The organism is Thermoactinomyces sp. DSM 45891 (assembly GCF_900119485.1).
Taxonomy (GTDB): domain Bacteria; phylum Bacillota; class Bacilli; order Thermoactinomycetales; family Thermoactinomycetaceae; genus Baia.
Map to the genome: position 1 here is coordinate 30,571 of NZ_FPJZ01000002.1, position 21,395 is coordinate 51,965.

General features: G+C 41.5%; 10 protein-coding genes. 2 read left to right on the forward strand and 8 right to left on the reverse strand.

Features of this window, described 5'->3' with window-relative positions; all coding sequences use genetic code 11:
* Positions 1 to 12: 12 nt before the first annotated feature.
* From BT147_RS03305 to BT147_RS03325, 5 genes are all read right to left on the reverse strand, one after another.
* Positions 13 to 7,260: a hybrid non-ribosomal peptide synthetase/type I polyketide synthase gene (locus tag BT147_RS03305; protein WP_072330948.1), complete on the reverse strand. Its 7,248-nt coding sequence runs from the start codon at positions 7,258 to 7,260 to the stop codon at positions 13 to 15.
* Between the two features lie 28 nt (positions 7,261 to 7,288).
* A complete protein-coding gene (locus BT147_RS03310; RefSeq protein ID WP_072330950.1) occupies positions 7,289 to 8,713 on the reverse strand; it encodes an aminotransferase class I/II-fold pyridoxal phosphate-dependent enzyme in 1,425 nt (474 codons plus the stop codon).
* Positions 8,714 to 8,743: 30 nt separating this feature from the next.
* Positions 8,744 to 13,207 carry a non-ribosomal peptide synthetase gene (locus tag BT147_RS03315; RefSeq protein ID WP_072330952.1) on the reverse strand — a complete coding sequence of 1,488 codons (4,464 nt, stop codon included), beginning with the start codon at positions 13,205 to 13,207 and terminating at the stop codon, positions 8,744 to 8,746.
* A 15-nt stretch (positions 13,208 to 13,222) separates the two neighbouring features.
* On the reverse strand, positions 13,223 to 13,729 hold the full coding sequence (locus tag BT147_RS03320; protein WP_072330954.1) for a sterol desaturase family protein: 507 nt from the start codon (positions 13,727 to 13,729) through the stop codon (positions 13,223 to 13,225).
* A gap of 526 nt (positions 13,730 to 14,255) precedes the next feature.
* On the reverse strand, positions 14,256 to 15,146 hold the full coding sequence (locus BT147_RS03325) for a helix-turn-helix domain-containing protein (RefSeq protein ID WP_072330956.1): 891 nt from the start codon (positions 15,144 to 15,146) through the stop codon (positions 14,256 to 14,258).
* 248 nt (positions 15,147 to 15,394) lie between these two features.
* On the opposite strand from BT147_RS03325, the gene BT147_RS03330 reads away from it, so the two are divergent.
* The gene (locus tag BT147_RS03330) at positions 15,395 to 16,177 is read left to right on the forward strand and encodes a hypothetical protein (RefSeq protein ID WP_072330957.1); all 783 of its coding nucleotides are present in this window, start codon (positions 15,395 to 15,397) and stop codon (positions 16,175 to 16,177) included.
* A 72-nt stretch (positions 16,178 to 16,249) separates the two neighbouring features.
* On the opposite strand, the gene BT147_RS03335 is transcribed toward BT147_RS03330, so the two are convergent.
* From BT147_RS03335 to BT147_RS03345, 3 genes are all read right to left on the reverse strand, one after another.
* Positions 16,250 to 16,930 (reverse strand): hypothetical protein, encoded by a 681-nt coding sequence (locus BT147_RS03335; protein WP_143187904.1) that lies wholly within the window; start codon positions 16,928 to 16,930, stop codon positions 16,250 to 16,252.
* A 157-nt stretch (positions 16,931 to 17,087) separates the two neighbouring features.
* Positions 17,088 to 17,501 carry a BrxA/BrxB family bacilliredoxin gene (locus BT147_RS03340; RefSeq protein ID WP_143187919.1) on the reverse strand — a complete coding sequence of 138 codons (414 nt, stop codon included), beginning with the start codon at positions 17,499 to 17,501 and terminating at the stop codon, positions 17,088 to 17,090.
* Between the two features lie 177 nt (positions 17,502 to 17,678).
* Positions 17,679 to 18,419, reverse strand: a complete 741-nt coding sequence (locus BT147_RS03345) for an IclR family transcriptional regulator (RefSeq protein WP_072330963.1) — start codon at positions 18,417 to 18,419, stop codon at positions 17,679 to 17,681.
* Between the two features lie 226 nt (positions 18,420 to 18,645).
* On the opposite strand from BT147_RS03345, the gene acnA reads away from it, so the two are divergent.
* On the forward strand, positions 18,646 to 21,360 hold the full coding sequence (gene acnA, locus BT147_RS03350; protein ID WP_072330964.1) for an aconitate hydratase AcnA: 2,715 nt from the start codon (positions 18,646 to 18,648) through the stop codon (positions 21,358 to 21,360).
* Positions 21,361 to 21,395: the final 35 nt, after the last annotated feature.

Sequence of the window (21,395 nt, forward strand, 5' to 3'; positions counted from 1 at the left end):
TTTCTAACTTGCTTATTGAATCGGTCTTGCTTTCGGAATCGATCTTATTTTTTGAGCCTTCTTCGGCTTGTGAAGAGAATCGAAAATATGCTGACTAAGTGCTTGCACACTGTCAAAACGGAAGATCGTATCCGCATCCATTTTCAAGCTAAACAAATTCGATAACTCTACCATGATGTCAATCCCTTGAATTGAATCCCCACCAAGCGAGAAATAGCTCTCATCTGGACCGAGCTCTTCGTCCTCTTCAAACTCTAGGACCTCTCTCCATGTGTTTGTAACAACTTCTACAATCTGCTCGAATGTCCAAGAAGCTTGAGGCTGTGATGCTTCTGGCTTCGCTTCTACTAATTGTGAATCCATTCCAAAGAAGGAAAGTCCACGGATTTCCTCCATATCTTCTTGATTTAAGCCACTTACAAATGCAGGGCTTACATTGGAACCTAGGACTGTATGAAACGCAGCCACTCCATCATTCCGATTAAACCCAAGAATGAGTGGCGATAATCGTTTAATTTTGTCCACAGACGCATGATTCTCTTTTGCTCTCTTCACTTCACCCATCCCGGTGTTTTGCCATCCACCCCATTGGATCGAGATAAACCGTTTCCCTATTTGCCGTTGAAGGGATGTATAGCTATCAAGGAATGCATTGGCACAAGCATATGGAGCAATCATTTTTTCCGAAAGAACGGCATCTACGGAAGAAAATACAAGGAAGAAATCGACGTAATGTTCTTTTAACAACTGATCAAGAACAAGCGTCCCTTTCACTTTTGCTTCCATGACGGTTGTGTAATCCTCCAGTTTTGAATCCTGCAAAGAAACGGGCTTCCCTAATACACCTGCTGTATGGATCACTCCATCCACTTTGCCAAAACGAGCCGTTATATCATCCAACACGCTGTTCATTTCTACTAAACTAGCAACATCTGCTTGGTAGTAATGCACCTCTGAACCTAGCCTGCGAATGGTATCCATCGACTCTATTTGTTGACTACTCAAGTCCTGCTCACTGGTTCGGCCCACGAGAATCAGGATCACGTTATGTCTCTTCGCCATGGACTGACAGATCTCTTGTGCAATCCCACCCGTTCCACCGGTTACGAGGTAGACACCGCTCTCTCGAATCATTTCTCGCTTTGTCATCGACTCGATCGGCATTCTCTTTAGCGTTTTCGTATATCTCTTTCCGCCACGATACGCCACTTCTCGAATCATGTTATTCTTCGATACTTCCTCATAAATCATCTGAGCCATCTTATCGGAAGAGTCCACACACACATCAATACAAAACGAGTGAACTTGATCAAATTCCCGGTTCATCGTTCTACTTAAAGCAAGGGTAGAACTATGTAGCGGATTCACATAGTGGTCATTTGCTCCCACCAAATATGCTTGTTGGGTAACAAAGAAGGTGTAAACTGGATGATTTGTACCCAGAGTAGCGAGACTCTTTACTAGGTTTAACGTTGACTGAAGAGAAGTAGCAAGTTTCTCGTCTAGCTGCTCATAGTCCCACATAGAGACATTTGATAGAGAAGTAGATTGGAAACGAGATAGGTCCATCACGGTTCCGATGGAAACCCCTGATTCTCTTAATTCCTTCATCACTCTCGTAAAGTGCTCTTCTTCTCGCGGATTGATCTCCACTTGATTGTCAGCCACATTTCGGTATTGCCTACCATAATGAATCTGAATCACTTGGTGCCCATGATCGGTAAACTTTTCTACCAATGAAGCATGAGTGGTTCCGCTATCAGGATCCGTGATGATCAAGACAGCACCTTGTAACCCTCGTGATGAAAGGTTCACTGGTAATTCCGACACCACCCACTCAAAGGTATACATCATTTCTTCCTTTACTTTGATAGACTCTGTATGATCTTGATTGAATAGGGATGAACCTCTTTTTTGTTTCTTCGATTGCTCAAACCAGTATGATTTACGTTGGAACGGATAGGTTGGTAGTGAGACCGTTCTTCCCTGTTGGATCGCTTCAAAATGAAGGTTATAACCCATTTGATATAAATGCGACAGCACAGATAAGAAATCATGTTCCTTCTTTTCAAGAGTAAATAAGTCTCGTACTTCCACATCATAACCAACCGCAGAGACATCCTTTATAATACAACTACCTACGGATAGAACAAGAGTCTCCTCTCCAAATTTGGATACAACGTCTGCCATAGTCTGGTTTTTCTCGTTCGTTCCTTGCAACACATCTGTAAACGAAATCGTTCCGAGAATAAAATCCCGAGCCACTACACCCAGCCCTGCTCCCTCTATCTCTATTTCCATTCCTAGTTTTCGTAGTAGATGGTAGAGACTTGAAGCAAATGCTACAACCTTCGCTTTCGGATCTTGCGAGTGATCTAAGAGTGGCTGATGTTGACTCATAATGGATTCATCGATCCAGCCCGTTTGACTCAAACCGTCCCATGCCTTTTCCATCCCTACTTCATAGTCTGGAATCCAGAGCACGACCTTCTTCGGACGTTTGACAGGCTTCTCAGCCATTCCCTTCATCTCTTCTAATGCCTTAGATAACTCTTCATGATCCCTCACAACCGTTGAAAAACGATAGGAATCATGATTTCGACGGCAATTTAAGGTATAACTTATATCAGCTAGCTCATACTCACGTTTTTTCGCTAAATCGCGCTCTAAATCCCGTATTTTTTCATGTAGCACTTTCTCAGTTGGAGCAGATAACGTAACGAGATACGCTTGATCGGAGGCTGTTTTCGGTTGCTCATATTCCTCTACCACAACGTGCACATTGGTTCCGCTTAATCCAAATGAACTTATCCCTGCTCTTCGTGGATGTCCTTCTGGCTTCTCCCATGTTTGAAGACTTGTATTGATGTAAACAGGAGAGTTTTCAAAATCGATAAAAGCATTTGGCTTCGTATAATGAAGGGATGGTGGAATCATGCCATATTGAAAACTTAATACCGCTTTCACTAAGCCTGCCAGTCCTGCCGCACTATCCAAATGCCCCATATTGGTCTTCACAGAGCCCATTGCAATAAATTGCTTTTGGTCGGTATAGGATTCATACGCTTTTCGAATCCCTTTTACTTCAATCGGATCACCTAACTTCGTACCTGTACCATGTGCTTCAATATAGGAAATCGTCGCTGGATCAATCTTCGCATCTTGCCACGCTCGAACGATCGTCTCAGCTTGCGCATCAGGGCTAGGGGCTGTCATCCCGTTCGATCTTGCCCCATCTTGGACAACCGCACTTCCCTTGATCACTCCGTAGATGTGATCCTGATCTGCCACAGCCTTTTCCAACGGCTTGATCATAATGCAGATGCTTCCCTCTCCACCGATCGTTCCATCGGCATCGTCCGAAAACGCCCGGCATGTTTCGGTCGGCGAAACTATTCCCGATCCCATCGCGATCTCTTTGCGAATATGATCAATCTCGATATGAACGCCGCCCACCAGAGCCATCTCACATTCTCTGTAGCGCAGCGCATTCATCGCTGAGTGAAGGGCTACTAAAGAGGAAGAACATGCCGTATCGATCACCATCGAAGGCCCATTTAGACCAAAATGATAGGAGACACGACCCGCTAGATTCGCCGGTAGATTACTTGCCAATAGCTCGTCCACTTTGATATCTACATGGTTCATATAGCTCGGCATAACCGATCCCATGAACACACCTACGTTTTGATTCGCTAACTTCTCACGTGGATAACCTGCATCCTCAATCGTCGAATTAACCGTCTCGAGCATCATTCGTTGGTTCGGGTCCATATCTTTTGCTAGTTTAGGTGAGATGTTAAAATACTGCGGGTCGAACTGATCGATTCCTTCGATGTAACCATAGCGTAGGTACTGTTTCGCTGGATTTTGACCTGGATCAAGCTTGATTCTAGATTCCGGAATTTCCTGAATGCTGCTTTTGCCTTCCCGTAACAACTCCCACCACTCGTCCACATCATCCGCACCCGGTAGCTTTGCGCTAATCCCGATAATCGCGATATCCCTCGTAGTCGTTGCTTCAATTGACTCAGCTAATTCCTCACGATCTTCGACGGTGAAAGCAGATTCTTCCTTGGACACTTCATTCGATTGATTCACGAAATCCGCTAAAGAAGCGATCGTATTGTACGTAAATAAGTCACTAATCTCTAAAGATAAATCCGGGAGCACCTTTTTCAACTTGTTGAAAGCCCGCATGATTTGAATCGAGTTTCCACCTGCTTCAAAGAAGTTTGTATAAATCCCTACGTTCTCGAGACCCAACACTTCCTTCCATACCGCTATGATCTGTTCGTCTAACTCATGACGCGAACTTGAAACATCTTGCTCCTCCACTGCTGGGACCATTGCCAACTGAGCCAATGCTTTTCGGTCCACTTTTCCATTTGGCGTAAGCGGATACGATTCCACATACTCGTAGTACATCGGAATCATATAATTGGGTAGCTTATCCGCCAAGAATACGTTCACATCATGCTTTGTCAGCTTGGATTCTGCTTTTAAAAAGGCGCATATTTCTGTGTCACCACTACCATTTTTACGAGCGATCACCACCGCATCATTTACATCTGGATGTTTAAGCAACACATTTTCAATCTCACCCAACTCCACACGGAAGCCGCGAATTTTTACCTGATTATCGATTCTACCTACATACTCCACATTACCGTCGGCTAACCAACGTCCCGCGTCACCTGTCTTATAGAGTCGATCTCCTGGAATCCCGCTAAATGAATTCGCGATAAACTTCTCATTCGTCAGGTCCGGTTGATATAGATACCCTCTTGCAAGACCCACTCCACTCACACAAATTTCCCCAGAAACCCCAATTGGACATAGACGACCCTGCTGATCTAGGATATAAACTCGTGTATTATCCCGCGGCTTACCTACAAGGGAAATCTCATGCTCAGAGTTTCCATCAAAGTGATAGGTACACGTCTCCACCGATGCTTCAGCCGGACCATATCCATTAATAATTCGTCCATCTCGGTTTAAATACGTTCTACAATTCTTCACTAGCTCAATCGGTACATACTCGCTTCCTAGAGAAAGACAAGTCAAATCCGGCAACAAAGGTAACTCATCCGATTCATCAACCTGCTCAATCAGCACATTCATGATCACTGGAATCTCATCAATATTGTTAATCCGATGCTGTTTCAAGTAGTCCAGATATTGACGAGCATCCTTTCTCACATCTGGGTGAAGTAAATGAAGTGTTCCTCCGGAAACAAGGGGCGGGAAGATTTGCTGAATAGAGCTATCAAAGGCAAATGAATTCGTCAACAACACTTGATAACCTAAGCGATGCTCATACTCTTTTACCGCCCATGTAACAAACTCAACAAAGGATTCCTGTTCAATCATGACCCCTTTCGGGCGACCCGTTGATCCTGATGTGTAAATCACATAAGCCAAATCATTCGGCGAAGAAACTACCTGCATAAACTCAGATTCTTCATGATGTGGAACATCGCTTTCCTCATGATCGAGCACTAGCACATGGGACATCATTTCACTTGAAGAATCCTTGAATTCTGTCGATGTAATGAGCAGTTGTGAACGACTATCTTGTAAGATATACTCAATCCGTTCACTTGGATAATGGGGGTCAATCGGCACATATGCCGCACCTGTCCCCAGTACGCCCATGATCGCTACAACCATATCAATCGACCAATCCAGCTGAATAGAGACGACATTTCCAGGAACAACCCCGTAACTCTGAAGTTTTCCAACCAATCTCTGAACTCGTTCAAATAATTGCTCATAAGTAATGCTCTCATCTTGGAAAACAACCGCATTCATCGAAGGCGACGCTTTTACTTGCTCGACAAAGAGTTGATATACCGTTTTATCCTTTGGAAACGCTTGTTCCGTCTGATTAAACTGGAAAAGAGTTAGCTGTTTCTCCCACTCTGGAAGGATATCCAAGTTTTGAACCAATTCATCAGGCCGACTCATTATCTGCCTCAGCACCACTTGGAAATGTTCCGCCATCCGCTCCATAGTCTGGCGATCAAATAATCCATCCATATAATCAAATTTCATTTGCGGTTCTCCCGCTAAGAGAAACGCCACCGTCAAATCGTAGTTATTTAGTTCCCACTCCGAATACTGAGTAATTTGGAAATCATGGTACGCACCTTCAAGCAATTTCTGATCAAGTGGATAGTTTTCAAATACGAGAATATGATCAAAAAGTGATTCATTCCCACGAAGCTTTGCCGCTGAGTGGATATCCGTTAGCGGTAAATACTCATACTCTTTCATCTCGACCGATTGCTTATGTACCTCACTCATTAACTCCGCAACCGTTTGCTGTGATTCAGTCGTAACCCGTACCGGAACCGTATTAATAAACAAACCTACTGTCTGATCCACACCTTGCATCTCATCTGGTCGACCCGATACCGTTAGTCCAAACGTAACATCATCACTACCACTATATCGTTGCAACATCACTCCCCATGCTACGTTGAGAATCGTATTTGGCGTTACACCGTATGTTTTCGAAAAATGGCTTACCTCTGGCATGATATCGGATAGAGATGTCACCACCGAATTCATATGGAGATGAGTTTCATTCCTATCAGGCTTATATGGGAGTTTCGTGGTCGGCTCCCAGCTTTGTAGCACCCGATTCCAAAACAGCTTAGCTTTGCCCGTCTCTTGCTGCTTCAGCCATTTTACATACTCTTTATACTTCGTTTTTGGCTGTGATTTCTTCATCTGATTCGACTGAAGCTGCCCATATCTCCCAAACCATTCGCTTAAAAATACACCCAGCGACCAGCCATCCATCATAATATGGTGAAAATTGATCAGCACACGATACTGCTCTGCACTCACCTTACTTGCCGAAATCCGAAGTAGTGGCCCCTTTGTCAGATCAAAGCCTTTACTCCGTTCTTCCTCGTCCATTTGAACGATTCGCTCTTTCTGCTCCTGCTCACTTAAGCTTGTCAAATCATGCTCCACAATGTGATGACTCATTTGACGGAGAATCACTTGTACCGGATGACTTAGCTTCTCCCATCTAAAAACAGATCGCAAGCACTCATTCTCCTGCACAACATGCTGAAGCGCTTTTTCGAGATTCAACACATGAAGATGACCTGCTACTTCTAGTGCCACTTGACCAACATACATTTGTTGTACAGAACCCTTTAAACAGTGATATAAAATCCCTTCTTGCGTGGGTGTTAATGTAAGAATGTCTTCTATTTGATTCGGTTGCACAGATTGTGCCATGAACATACTCCCTTCGCATTTCTTGTCTCTATACGTACTGGTGTGAATGAATCACTGCCTCTTCGATCTTCCGCAAATGACGAATAATTTCATCCACTGGATCATGAATCAAGGTAATACGGAACCAAACATCACCTAGAGTTGGTTGCATGCCAAAGACGTTCCCCGGAAGCACGCCGATTTTCGCTTCATGGAATAAAAACTTGAAAAACTCATTATCATTCGAAAATGTATACTCCGGATTTATCTTGATAAAGAATACATTGCCAATATTTTGATTCGAATAATCAGAGAACACATCTGATTGCTCCACAAACTGAATCACTTGTTTTAAAGCATCTTCCTGTACATCATCCGATTGTTTCAATCTGGACAAATACTTCTGATATAAACCAAGCTCTTTCATTTTGTCAAAAAGCTGCTGTTTATCCACATCTTGTCCCCATCCGAAGATCCCTTGAGAGAAATACTTCATATCTTCTACAGAAGGCTCTGCTTGACTCAATGCGAGATATTTGAAATACAGATTCAGTGTAAAATACACGAGAGATTGCGTATTTAAACTATTCTCCGTCGCTGAAATCACGTATTTATACTTATCCGTCAAGGCAGGATCACCGAACCAGTAGCCCGTCCGATAGCCAGAGTAAAAGGGCGTATCTTTCGAACAACCGTATACTTTCACCACATAATCAAGTCGATCCGTCAGATTAAAGATCTCCGTAAACGGTCGGTTCCTCGGGAACACTAAGTCTTGATAAATGTTATCCACAACCAAGTAGATCTGATTTTCTTGGCACATATCTACGATTTTCTTTAATTCTTGTACCTTTTCACCCTCATACGTGGATTGCGCTGGGTTATTCGGATACGTAATAACCACTGCAACGGTATTCGGGGTAATCGCACCTTGAATTTCTTCAAATGTAGGTAGGAAATCATTCTCCTGTTTTGTATATACATAGACAGGATTTACTTTTCCATGTAAATTCGATAATTGCGCTGTATACACCGTATAGTTGGGCAAAATCAAAATAACTTCTGGCGCCTCGACTTGATCCGTTTCATTCTTCACTTTCAAAATCGAGTTAATAACCCCGTTCATCACATTGGTACAGCCGTTCCCACAGCCAATACCCGCCTTACTTGCCAGCCGTTTCGCGATCCCTTCACGCCCTGGCTCTTGCTTGATGAGTCGTGCATACTCTAATGAGCGGATTAACTCATGCATTTCCGTATAACCATCTGGCGAAGTATATCCTGGTTCGATCGGATGGAAATCAGCTATTTCCTTCAGCGTAAAAATCTCAGGAAACAACTGTTTATTAAAATTCATATTATCCAGCACATCAATTTTTTCTTCACGATCAAACATCATGCTCCAATACTGAATTAACCGTTGATACATCTCCAGTTTTTCAATGTCTTGATTGTAGTAAGCATTAAGCGACAATGTAAAATTCCTTCCATATCGTTATAGGTTTTATATGCCGGTCAGCAAATCTAATTCCTCCTGACTTAGATTTACTGTTTCAAAGTCCGAAGGTGTAAACTGTGTTTGCTCCTGATTACAACACTGCTCGATGATTCTTCTAAGATGATGTATCCATTGTTTCATGAACGAGGTGATCATCTCGGTTGGAAAACTGCTTTCGTTATACGTAATGGACAACTGTAGCTCCTGATTCATAATCATAGCCGTTATATCCATCACAGCTGTTAGGTGATTTTTACCGGTCTCGGAACCAGAAGATTCACTCGCAAAGGTAAAGAATTTCGGATAAGCCGTCGCATCAAAATCACCTAAGTAATTAAAACGAACTAATGGCTCATCTCCATCTTGCAAACGATCCGACATATATTTGAGAATCAGATAGTCAAGCCCCTTGTTCGGAACCTTACGTATCTGTTCCTTCATCGATTTCATCTGTGTAGAGAACGCCTCGTCTTCCACCTCTAGAAGTACCGGATACATACTAGTAAACCATCCCACCGTCCTCGATAGATCAAGCCCATGCGTAAATTCCTCACGCCCATGTCCTTCCATTTCGATGCAGACACGGCTTTGATTCGTATGTTCCTTTATCGCTAGCGCAAGTGATGAAATCAACAGCTCAACTGATTCTGTGTGAAAAGCCTCATTGGCACTGGTTAATAATGCCCTAGTCTCTTCTTCATTTAAGCGATCTTGAAGGGTAAAGACTCCCTGCGCTTCTTCTCTTTGGACAGCAGACGGCGAAAGACCAGATGTCCTCTTGCCAATCAACTTCCAATATTGAATGTCATCCTCTGTCAGTCTTGCCACATAGGAATTCAATTCATTTACCCAATATTGATACGAATGTGTCTTCGTTAGTGAATCGTCCGATCGATTTGGATTTTCTAGTAACTGAACCATATCGCCAAGCAAAATTCTCCATGATACCGCATCAATAATGAGGTGGTGTGCAGTAAGTAATAATCGCTTCCCTTGCTTACCTAAATCAAAAGTACAAGCATCAATTAATAAATCCTGCTCTAGATCCATCGTAGACTTTAACTTAAGGCCAAGTTGCTCCATCTCCACCTGCTGGCTTTCATACGAGAGATGAGATAGATCGAATTTCGTCAGTTGAAATGGTCTCTCTAAATGAGCTGGATTGTAAAACATCATTCCAGCCTCTCTGTTCACGTTGATTCGTAGCGTATCATGTTGCCTAATCAGTACATCCATAACCGCCTCAATCTGATCAATCTCCACACGCTCATTTAAATTTAATAAAACCGATTGGTTCCAATGATGATCCTCTTGAAAGGATTGTGAGAAAAACCAAGATGCGATCGGAGATAGAGGAATCACTCCTTCCGCAATCCCTTGCTCAATGCTTTGTTCGTTCCTATCTACCTCTACACACGCCATCATCTCATGGATCGCAGAATGAGCCAGTATATCCTTTGCACGGATTTTCAACCCCACCTGTTTCAGCTTCGAAGCAATTTGAATCGCTTTAATCGAGTCGCCACCCAATTGATAAAAATCATCTTGTAAGTGAACGGAATCCATTTGCAAAATCTCTTGAAGCACCATAAGTACTTGTAGTTCCCGATCATCCACTACTTGATCAGGGTCTATTTCGATCACACTTGGCTCCTCTACCGGCAACTGATTTCGATCCACCTTGCCATTCTTCGTAAGCGGAATCTGATCAATAAATAGGAAGTATGCAGGGATCATATATGTAGGTAGTACATTGGCTAAATCCTTCTTGATAGTGAGAGCTGAAATATCCTCATCCATCGTCTTTATGAGATAGGCATATAGCTGCTTTTGACCCGTACTTGATATCCGATCGATCACCACTGCCTCTTTTACATAAGGGAGCTTCATTAGACGGTACTCGATCTCAGATAGTTCAATGCGGTAACCTCTTAGTTTTACTTGCTGGTCTTTACGACCTATGTACTCAATCAAGCCATGATCTAGACATTTTGCTAGATCCCCTGTCTTGTACATTTTTTTATCTGTCTTAAATGGATTATCCATAAAACATTGATCCGTTAAATCGGGACGATTCCAGTATCCTCTTGCTACACCATCACCAGAAATATACATTTCCCCAATACATCCCTTTGGAACGGGCTTTAACTTTTCATCTAAAAGGTAAATTTGTACGTTATCCGCCGGAATCCCGATCGGGACCGTAGCTTTTGTATCAGTAGAAGGATTAAATCGATGAATCATACAGCCCACAACCGTCTCAGTTGGGCCATATTCATTCAAAATCTCAATCTTGCCATGAAAAGCCTCTTGGATCCTTTGCGCAAGTGACCCTTTTAACTCCTCACCCCCAACAATTAGTCTCTTAACTGTTGAATTCGGAAACGTCTGCCCTTGCAATAAGGACAAATGTGCAGGAGTCAACTTAATAATCGATACTCGATTGTCCTCCAATATATCGTAAAGCACGAAATTGTCATCATTTTCGGGGTAAACTCGAATTTGATTGCCACCTATTAAGGGAGTAAAAATAGAAGTAACTGTTAAGTCAAACGCTAACGAGGAATATAGTGCAAAAGAATCATGAACATCTCTTACATACATCTTTTGTGCCCACCAAACATAATTCATTAAGCCTCTATGCTCAATCATCACACCCTTCGGTTTGCCTGTAGATCCAGACGTATAGATCATATACACTAAATCATTCGGGGAATATTTCACATCTAGATTAGATGAATCTCCCGTATACCAGTATGGATCTTGGAAGTTCATCACAGGTCCTGTAAAACTCATATCTTTAGGTACTTCTCGATTGGTTAAGAGAGAAGAAGCTTCACTATCTAGTAGAATCTCTTCCATTCTACTAGTAGCCGTTTTCACGTCGATCGGTACATAAGCGGCACCCGTTTTTAATATCCCTAAGATCGCTACAGGAAGATCGAGGGAATGATCTGCAAAAATCCCAACAATATCGCCTCGTCCAATCCCACACTTCACTAAAGAACGAGCCAATTGATTCGCTTTTCCATTTAATTCTGCATAGGTCAAAGACTCATCTCGACAGGAAACCGCCACATGATTCGGTATACGTTGCACTTGTTCTTCAAACCGTTCCGTAACCGTTTTTTCTTTCGGGTAGTCGGCATCTGTATCATTGAAGTCGTATACAAGCTCCTTCATTTCTGCATCTGATAACAAGGTTAGATTACCGATCGAGACATCCGGATTTTGAAAGATCTGCTCAGCCAAATATATGATGCGAGCATTCATCTGCTCGACATACTTATCTGTAAACATGCTTGTTTTATAGTCGAAATCTAGTTGCAGACTGCCTTCTTCGGACCAATCCTTGACTACGATTTGCATAGGGAATAACTGATGGCCGTTATGAATCTCCTCCGGATCAAACAGTTGGTTATTCGCTTGGAAATTATAGTAATTCACAGCAAGTTGAAATAAAGAATCATAACCATGTTTCTTTAGCTGAAGATCATTCGCTAGTAAGTTATACGGATATTTTTGATGCATATAACATTGTCTGATTTCTCGCTTCACTGCCTTCAGGTATTCCGTTACAGAAGATTCCACATCGATCTCACACCGAAGCGGCATCGTGCTCGTAAACATGCCAATCGTCTCTTTTTCATTCTTGCCCGAGCGATTATACACAGGTGTACCTATCACAATATCTCGTCTTCCTACTATCTTGTGTAAGTAGATTTGTACCAGCATAATGTACCACTCGTTCAAAGAGCACTGATACTTCTTCGATAACCCCTTCATTTTCGCCGAAAAAGATGGATCCATGACAAACGATTTACGCTTCCCTTCATATCCATCTTGATTCTCAGCAAAAAGAAGCTCTGGCAATGTTTCAAACTTCGTCATCCAAAACTCTTTATTCTTGATCAGTCTTTCAGACTGTAAATATCGTTGTTCCTTACCAATATAATCAATATAGGAGCCTGCTTTGTGTTCCTCTTCAACCCCTTCATACATTTCACAAATCTGCTTGGCCAAAAGTTGAACAGACCAACCATCAAAAATCAAATGATGGACCTTCACAAATAATCCATAGCATGATTCGCTTTTTCGATATATTGCTAAATAAAACAAATCATTTCCTATCAACGAAAACGGCTTTTCTATTTCTTTTCGAATCCACTGATCCAGGCTAATTGACGGATTATCACCTTGACTAAAATCGAAAAAATCAATTTTATCGAGCGTACATTCACTTACAGTCTGATAAACCTCTTCATTCTCCTCAAAAAAGTGCAAGTGAAATGAATCATGTTTCTTCAAAAAGCGGAGAACCGTTTCTTCTAAATGCGGTAGATTGATTTCCCCTTTTAATTCAGCTGTACCACAAATATGGTGCATAGGGGAATCCGAAATAAGCTTTTCAATATACCAGATTCGCTTTTGAGGATGTGTCAGTGGAAAACGATTTCCTTCTTGGAACATCACGTGCTTTCACCTCTATGCCTTGTTCTTCCTACTATGTTGCTGTGATTTCTTATAAACGGTTCCAAAGACAAAATCCCAGAAGGTAATATAAAAACCATAATTTCCTTTAACATAGTAATGATGGTTCATATGATACTCACCTACAGCAAGGACTTTCGTAATAGGCCCCTTAATACGAGGATTATGATCTAATACCGTAGCAGCTAAGAAAACTTCATAAAAATAGTGGATCACAAACAATACTAATCCTGGAACCGGGTCTATCCATATCACAATAATGTGCGGTAGCGTAAGTGTAATCCAGACATCTAGTGTTGCGTATAGATTTCCAAACCATAAGAAATAATTAGGCCAGTCAGGTAAGCTTGGTTTTGCATCATCATACTTATTTTTATGATGCTCCCTATGAATGATAAAAAGCGGATTTTTCTTGCTCGGTATATGAGATAACCGATGCATCAAATATGAATAAAGGTTACATAGCAAATAGTATCCGACTAATTTCAAAACAAAAACCATACTCAGAATAGTCTCCTTGGTGTTCAGATGGGTAAATCATGGTGTAACTTTCTCATTACATTTGTATTCAAGCTACGAATGTAGTTACATGCCGGCATTTCCATGTAACTACAAGAGAAAATATCATTTATAAACTTCTAATGCTGAAATGGAAGGGTATACAATACTGGTGTTCCCAGAACCGTAGCGACTACTACCATGGATAGAAGGCAATTTACTTTTTTCAAGATTGTCACCTCGTTTTCTCTATTCTCAAGCACTGGGTGCCTGTAGAAAGTATTATAGAATGCAATGAGTAATCATGAATCTGACTTAGTTAGAGTTCCTTACTCTTCAGATATCGATTTCGCATCAATTCCTATGCTATCTCATGAAAAAAATAACTCTAATAATATTATTTAGATTGTATTAAATAAATTATATTTATTTGAAAATAATAAAAGAAAAGGGATGTCCCTTTCCTAGATAAATTCGAATGAAAACACCCAGTAAGAAATCTAGCATGATATCCCCATCCATAACAAATCTACCCTTGTTCCTGATTTTGGTGATCTGATATCTTCGTGATTTCTGCCTGGACATAATGAATAAAAGGCTGATTTTGTTGCAACTCAAATATTTGAATGGACTCTTTCATATATTGAATAGCTTTCGCCTGATGGCCTAGATTTAGCCAATTATAGCCTAGGTGATACATTAGCTCCCCTAACGAATAAAGGGTTTCATTCGAACGACAAATCCGAATACCACGATTACAATAATCAATCGACTTTTCATACTCACTTGTTTTCGATAGACTCTTTGCGTAGTTGTAATAGATACGAACAATAATCGAGGCATCATTTTTATATGGCAAAACTTCATAATGCTTAATTGCTTTTTCAAAGTATTTGTTCGCATCTACAAAATTTTTCTCTTCACAATAGATAATCGCAATGCTATTTAGGATTTCTATTTCTCGTAGCGAAACAATCGCACTAAGTGTCATATCTAGAGATTGCTTTAAAAGACTCAAACATTCCTCACTATTATTTTTCAAATAATAAAGACAGATCCCTTCATGCCATACTAGAAACTGTTTGTTTCGGAGTGTTTGGAATACAGGATTTGTCTTTTCTGCCTTTACAATACGATATATCTTCTCATAATCACGCTTTCTTTTATACTCCTGAATTAACAAGATGACTTCTTGAGCGTAATCAAGTCGAGGTGTCTCACAAATATCAAAAAAGTAGTTAACATCCACACCCAACTTGCGAGAGATTAAATACAACGTGGTCGATAAAGGATAAATGGATCCATTTTCAATCTTGCTAATCTGCGCTTGTGTACAAATTCCTTCAGCTAGCTCTTTTTGTGATAAGCCAAATGTCTTTCGTAATTGTTTAATATTATCTCCAACATTAGAGAAATCCATTTTTCATTCTCACCTTTCAGCATTCAATCAGTCTCGTAAATGTTCCATTATCAACCGTGAGTGCAAGTATTGAAGTTTGAAAATAACTTCTATTATATATTAATACAAATTTGATTGTAATTGAATAAAAATTGCTACATATTTGTATCAATTGATCTAATTCGAAGAATCCCTTTCTTTACAACCAATATTTTTTTAGTGTAAGTTTGATAATTGTAAAGAACCCTGATGTTAGGAGGTGAGTTTGATTGTGGAATAAAGAGAATCCTAAAAAAATGATTGCCTACCGTGAAATCGATAGCAACTACATCGTCTTGCAAAATAACGGGCAAATCCATAGGGTCAACAACACAAACCTCCAATTATTCGATGTGAAAAAGATAGAATCGGACATCATTACCACGAGTATGGATCATGTAAATCTATTTCTGTTTTCTCCTACCATTGCCTTTTTGGAAAACCATTCAGTCTTAAATAAAATAAAAATCGTTGACGAAATAGAGAATAGAGCTCGTTCTTCCTTCACATCATACGATTCATTCAATCATTCTATCCAAGAGATTATATGTAGCGGGACTGATTATTTACAAGACCCTTATCCAGTTGATACCTTGATCCAATCAACTCCTTATCCACTAACCATACAAATTTTAGCAGATGATTTACATATCCATGAGAAAATGCTACTCACACATACATTCACTTCGTTTACTCTCTGCTTTGACCTTATATTTAATAAGAAAAACCCTGAAAACAGTAAAATAGACTTTCAGGAAGTACGTGCGGCAAAAAGGGACTTACAAAAATGGAACATAGATTTACGTTTGTTTATGTCTATTCAATTAATGGATTCAGAGGAAATAGAAGAAACGATCCAATTATGTTTAGATCATAAACTCCCTCGGCCTCAAATACTTGAGACTCATCCAATTGGCAAAGCGTTGTCTCATTCCCATATTATTTTACAGAAGGAGTATCTCTCGTTACTTGAAAATATTACGCATCAAAATCATACAGCATTAATTATCTGATTATCCTAACTTTTATGAGTGATCCTTTACATGCATAAATGGCTTTAGCCTATTCAGACTAAAGCCATTTTCTCAAGATTCGTTTTGTACACCATCTTCATCGTCCACGTCATTACTAAAGCCTGTATTTAGATCAAACTCCATCCTCCAAATACCTTCATATTCTCGGAATGCGAGATAATCCCCTTTATCCTGACCAATCACTTCATATACAACCTGAATAATAGGTGGGATCGAATCTTTATGGTATACTACTCTCATTTTTGCCTTACTTAATGACTTTGCTTTTTCCATTACTTTCGTATCAGCTTTCTTCTTCACATAAGCTTCACGTGTAGCGGGAGCTGAAAGCATCTGATTCTTGTCGGCTTTAAATAAGACTTCATCTTTAGATGCTGTAGGTAGGTAAAGATCATATTCCAATCCGTGGTCTCCCATTCCCCGTGCATGAATCAATAGTTTGGTTTGGGTAATGGGATCAACTCCTTTTAATAAGGCATAATCAAACTTCTGTTTTAATTGATCGTATAGAACCTGCTCTTCTTTCGATAGCTGAAATAGATCCATCTCTGTTACCTTGTTTAAATACTTCTCCACTTTTGGCTCATGAAGTGCTACTGGATCACTGTCCTCCACTTTCTGGACAGTTGCCTGCTCCTCCTTTGTCTTCTCTGGCTTCCCTGCATCCGTTCCACAACCGATAGCCATAACACATAGACTGGCTACCACTACTCCTAAAATTAGTCGATTCACTCGCATATAATCCTCCAAGGAAAGATTCTGTATTTTCATTAGTTTTTATTATATCAAAAAGATTGTTTTTTAGTATAGTGCCTTCCACCGTAAGCTATAATACAAAAAACCCCTTGTGAAGTTATCTTTCAACTCTACAAGAGGTTTCTTTCATTGACTAGCAATATTTGTTATAAGCATTGGTTAAATTCGCCGCAATCTCTTCCAATGAAACGCCTTCGATCTCATGACGATGAATCATATGTACTAATTTACCGTCTTTTAAGATGACAAAAGAAGGCGAGGAAGGTGGCTGCCCTTCGAAATATTGACGAGCTTCCGCCGTTGCTTCTTTATCTTGACCAGCGAACACCGTATAAAGATGATCGGGCGTTTTCTCATGTTTCAAGGATTCTGCGATTGCTGGACGAGCAAGTCCTGCTGCACAACCACAAACCGAGTTTACAACCACTAAAGAAGTTCCTTTAGCCGCCTCACCTTGGAATGCTTCCTGCACTTCTTCTGGAGTGCGTAATTCTTTTACACCAATTCGAGTTAGTTCATCTCTCATAGGTTGAACCATCATCTGCATTTGTTGAAAATAAAAGTTTTGTGACACGTGTATCCCTCCTTCACCATTATATTGTATCCAAATCAAGAAAGAACGTCTACGAATCGTTTTAGCTCCCTTTTAGCGACTGAACAAACCAATCCTCCCCTCGAATGGACGATTACATTATTCGAGAGGACTGGTTTGTATATATTCATCCTAAACTAGCTTTCCCATCTCTTCTGCCGCTTTCACGAGACGGGGCACATAACGAATCATCTGTTCTTCATTCATGCGTGAGATCGGTCCTGATAAGACAAGAGCCGCAACAAGGTTGCCTGATCGGCTGTGAATCGCTACGGAGATGGCCGCTGTTCCCGCTTCCCGTTCTTCCATGCTAATCGCATATCCTCGTGCGCGAATTTCTTGTAATTGATTTATGTATAAGTCTCGGTCAATCCCAGAAGGCCACATAGGATCGAAAAGAACTTTTCCTAACAAATCACCTTCCGTATAGGCTACGATCACTTTACTCGATGCCCCTACCGATAGCGGAAGTCGCGCGCCGATAGGGGCCACCCGGCGAATCGCTTGCTGACTCTCCACCGCTTGAATCCGTACACGCTCTAATCCATCTCTCACATATAAACTAACCGTTTCATCAATATCATCTCGGAGACGCTCCATCTCAGGAAGGAACAAAATGGCAGGATCATCAGAACGATTAATATGATTAGCTAACTCCCAAATTCGAAAGCCTAGGCTATACTTCTCAGTGTCAGCATCACGTTTAACAAAGCCTTTTGCTTCCAAGGTAGCGAGTAGACGAAAGACCGTACTCTTACTTAATTCTGTTTTCTCCACAATCTCTCTCATCGCTAATTCTGGTTTCCCCACAAAGCAAAGGAGGATATCTAAGGCTCTCTCTGCCGCTCTGGTTGTGGTCTTTTTCTCTTCCATCCTTGTCCCTCATTCCAAATTTGAAACAATGTTTCATTTTATTATACTGCTTTGTGCACAGGTTAGGAAAGGACTAAAAATATTCTTATTCTATCTAGATAAAAGACTATACAATTTCGTTTCGTTAGTTGTATAATGAGTACTGAAAAAGAAACGCTGTTTCATCTGGTGAAACAAAATAACAAAACTTACTTATTTCACGCAATTTTATAAAGGAGGCTTTTCAATGTCAGATCTCTTTCAATCTCGCTCAAAACTAACCGTTAATGGAAAAGATTTTACTTACTATCGACTAGGTACTTTAGAAGAGCAAGGAATCGGAAATATCTCCAAACTTCCTTATTCCATCAAGGTTCTTTTAGAAGCCGCTGTACGCCAACATGATGGGAAAGCAGTTACCAGAGAACATGTAGAACAACTTGCAAATTGGGATACTTCTTCTTCAGACAAAGAAATCGCTTTTAAACCAGCACGAATCGTATTACAAGACTTCACAGGGGTTCCTGCAGTAGTCGACCTTGCTGCCCTTCGTTCTGCTATGGAGCGTGTAGGTGGAAACCCAGAACGGATTAACCCGCTCATCCCAGTTGATCTTGTTATCGACCACTCCGTTATGGTAGATAAAGCAGGTACTCCTGACTCACTCGAATACAATATGCAACTCGAGTTTGAACGAAACGAAGAGCGTTACCGTCTGCTTCGTTGGGCAAAAGACTCTTTCACGAACTTCCGTGCTGTACCACCTGCCACCGGAATCGTCCACCAAGTAAACCTCGAGTACTTGGCAACAGTAGTGGCAACTCGTGAAGAAAATGGAGAAACCGTCGCTTTTCCAGATTCCCTAGTAGGTACCGATTCTCATACCACGATGATTAATGGTCTTGGTGTACTCGGTTGGGGCGTTGGAGGAATCGAAGCGGAAGCAGGTATGCTCGGTCAGCCTCTCTACTTCCTCATGCCAGATGTCATCGGCTTCAAATTAACTGGAAAGCTAGCGGACGGCGCAACTGCAACCGACTTAGCTTTAACCGTAACCGAAATGCTTCGTAAAAAAGGGGTAGTCGGCAAATTTGTTGAGTTCTATGGTTCAGGTCTCTCCAGTATCAGCCTCGCTGACCGTGCTACAGTGGCTAACATGGCTCCTGAATACGGTGCAACGATGGGCTTCTTCCCAATCGACGAGGAAACCCTTAACTATCTACGCAACACAGGCCGTGATGAAGAGCTTGTCCAACTCGTAAAAGAGTACTACAGCGCTCAAGGCATGTTCCGTACAGATGAAACGCCAGACCCAGTCTTCACGGATGTGGTTGAACTAGACCTTAGCACAGTCGTGCCAAGTTTATCAGGTCCAAAGCGTCCACAAGACCGTGTAGAACTTTCTAACATGCAACAAGAGTGGAACGAAACCCTTAAAAAGCCCGTAGAAGATCGTGGGTTCGGTCTAACAGATGAGCAAATCGCGAAAAAGGCTAGTGTAACAGCTCCAAATGGTGAATCATTTGAACTGACAACGGGCTCTGTGGTAATCGCAGCGATCACAAGTTGTACCAATACCTCTAACCCTAGCGTTATGCTGGGTGCTGGTTTAGTAGCGAAAAAGGCGGTTGAGCTAGGTCTTCAAGTAAAACCTTTTGTAAAAAGCTCACTTACACCTGGTTCAAAAGTCGTAACCGACTACTTAGTGAAATCCAACCTACTGGATCCCCTTGAGCAACTTGGCTTCCATATTGCCGGCTACGGCTGCGCAACTTGTATCGGTAACTCCGGTCCATTACAAGATCATATCAGCCATGCGATTGAGTCCAATGATTTGACAGTTGCTTCCGTGCTCTCTGGAAACCGTAACTTCGAAGGTCGTGTACATCCATCTGTAAAAGCAAACTACTTGGCTTCTCCGCCGCTTGTAGTGGCGTATGCATTGGCAGGTACAGTAGATATCGATTTTGCAACAGAAGCAATCGGCACAGATAAGGACGGAAAACCTGTTTTCCTCAAAGATATCTGGCCATCCTCTGCTGAAGTAAGCGAAGTATTGTCCGAAGCGATCTCACGTGAACAGTTTATCGAGCAATACGGCAAAGTATTTGATGCCAATGAGCGTTGGAACCAAATCCCAGCTCCAGAAGGCACACTTTATGATTGGGATGCAGACTCTACCTATATTCAAGAGCCTCCATTCTTCCAAAATCTCTCTGCGGATGTAGAGCCAATCCAAAACATCCAAGGCGCTCGTGTGCTTGCACTGCTTGGAGATTCCGTCACAACCGACCATATCTCACCAGCAGGTAATATCAAGCCATCTAGCCCAGCTGGACAGCTCTTGCAAGCCAACCATGTAGATATAAAAGACTTTAACTCGTATGGTGCCCGTCGTGGTAATGACCAAGTGATGACCCGCGGAACCTTTGCTAACATTCGTCTACGCAACCTAATGGTACCTGGTTCAGAAGGCGGCGTCACAAAACATATTCCTACAGGTCAAGTAACCTCGATCTATGATGCTTCCATGAAGTATCAAGAAGCAGGTATTCCACTCGTAATCTTCGCTGGTAAGGAGTATGGTACAGGTAGCTCCCGTGACTGGGCGGCAAAAGGTACAAATCTACTCGGGGTCAAAGCAGTCATTGCTGAGAGCTTCGAGCGGATTCATCGTAGTAATCTAGTAGGAATGGGTGTACTTCCTCTTGAGTTCACAAACGGTGTCTCTTGGAAGTCTCTCAATCTAACAGGCGAAGAGATCATTGATATTCCAGGTCTAAACGATCAAGTGGAACCGGGTCAAATCTTGCAAGTTCGTGTAAACAAAGCAGATGGTTCTGTTGTAGAATTTGATGCAAAAGCACGTCTGGATAGCGTAGTAGACGTTGAATATTACCGTAATGGTGGTATCTTGCAAACCGTACTTCGTCAGATCCTTAGTACAGAAGTGAACGTTTAAATCATGTAATTGATTTCATACGAACAGCCTCTTTC

Excerpts from the sequence above, each read along its gene's own strand:
- BT147_RS03305 (WP_072330948.1), bottom strand. The coding sequence starts at position 7,260 with ATGGCACAATCTGTGCAACCGAATCAAATAGAAGACATTCTTACATTA.
- BT147_RS03315 (WP_072330952.1), bottom strand. The coding sequence starts at position 13,207 with ATGTTCCAAGAAGGAAATCGTTTTCCACTGACACATCCTCAAAAGCGA.
- BT147_RS03320 (WP_072330954.1), bottom strand. The coding sequence starts at position 13,729 with ATGGTTTTTGTTTTGAAATTAGTCGGATACTATTTGCTATGTAACCTT.
- BT147_RS03325 (WP_072330956.1), bottom strand. The coding sequence starts at position 15,146 with ATGGATTTCTCTAATGTTGGAGATAATATTAAACAATTACGAAAGACA.
- BT147_RS03340 (WP_143187919.1), bottom strand. The coding sequence starts at position 17,501 with ATGCAGATGATGGTTCAACCTATGAGAGATGAACTAACTCGAATTGGT.
- BT147_RS03345 (WP_072330963.1), bottom strand. The coding sequence starts at position 18,419 with ATGGAAGAGAAAAAGACCACAACCAGAGCGGCAGAGAGAGCCTTAGAT.
- acnA (WP_072330964.1), top strand. The coding sequence starts at position 18,646 with ATGTCAGATCTCTTTCAATCTCGCTCAAAACTAACCGTTAATGGAAAA.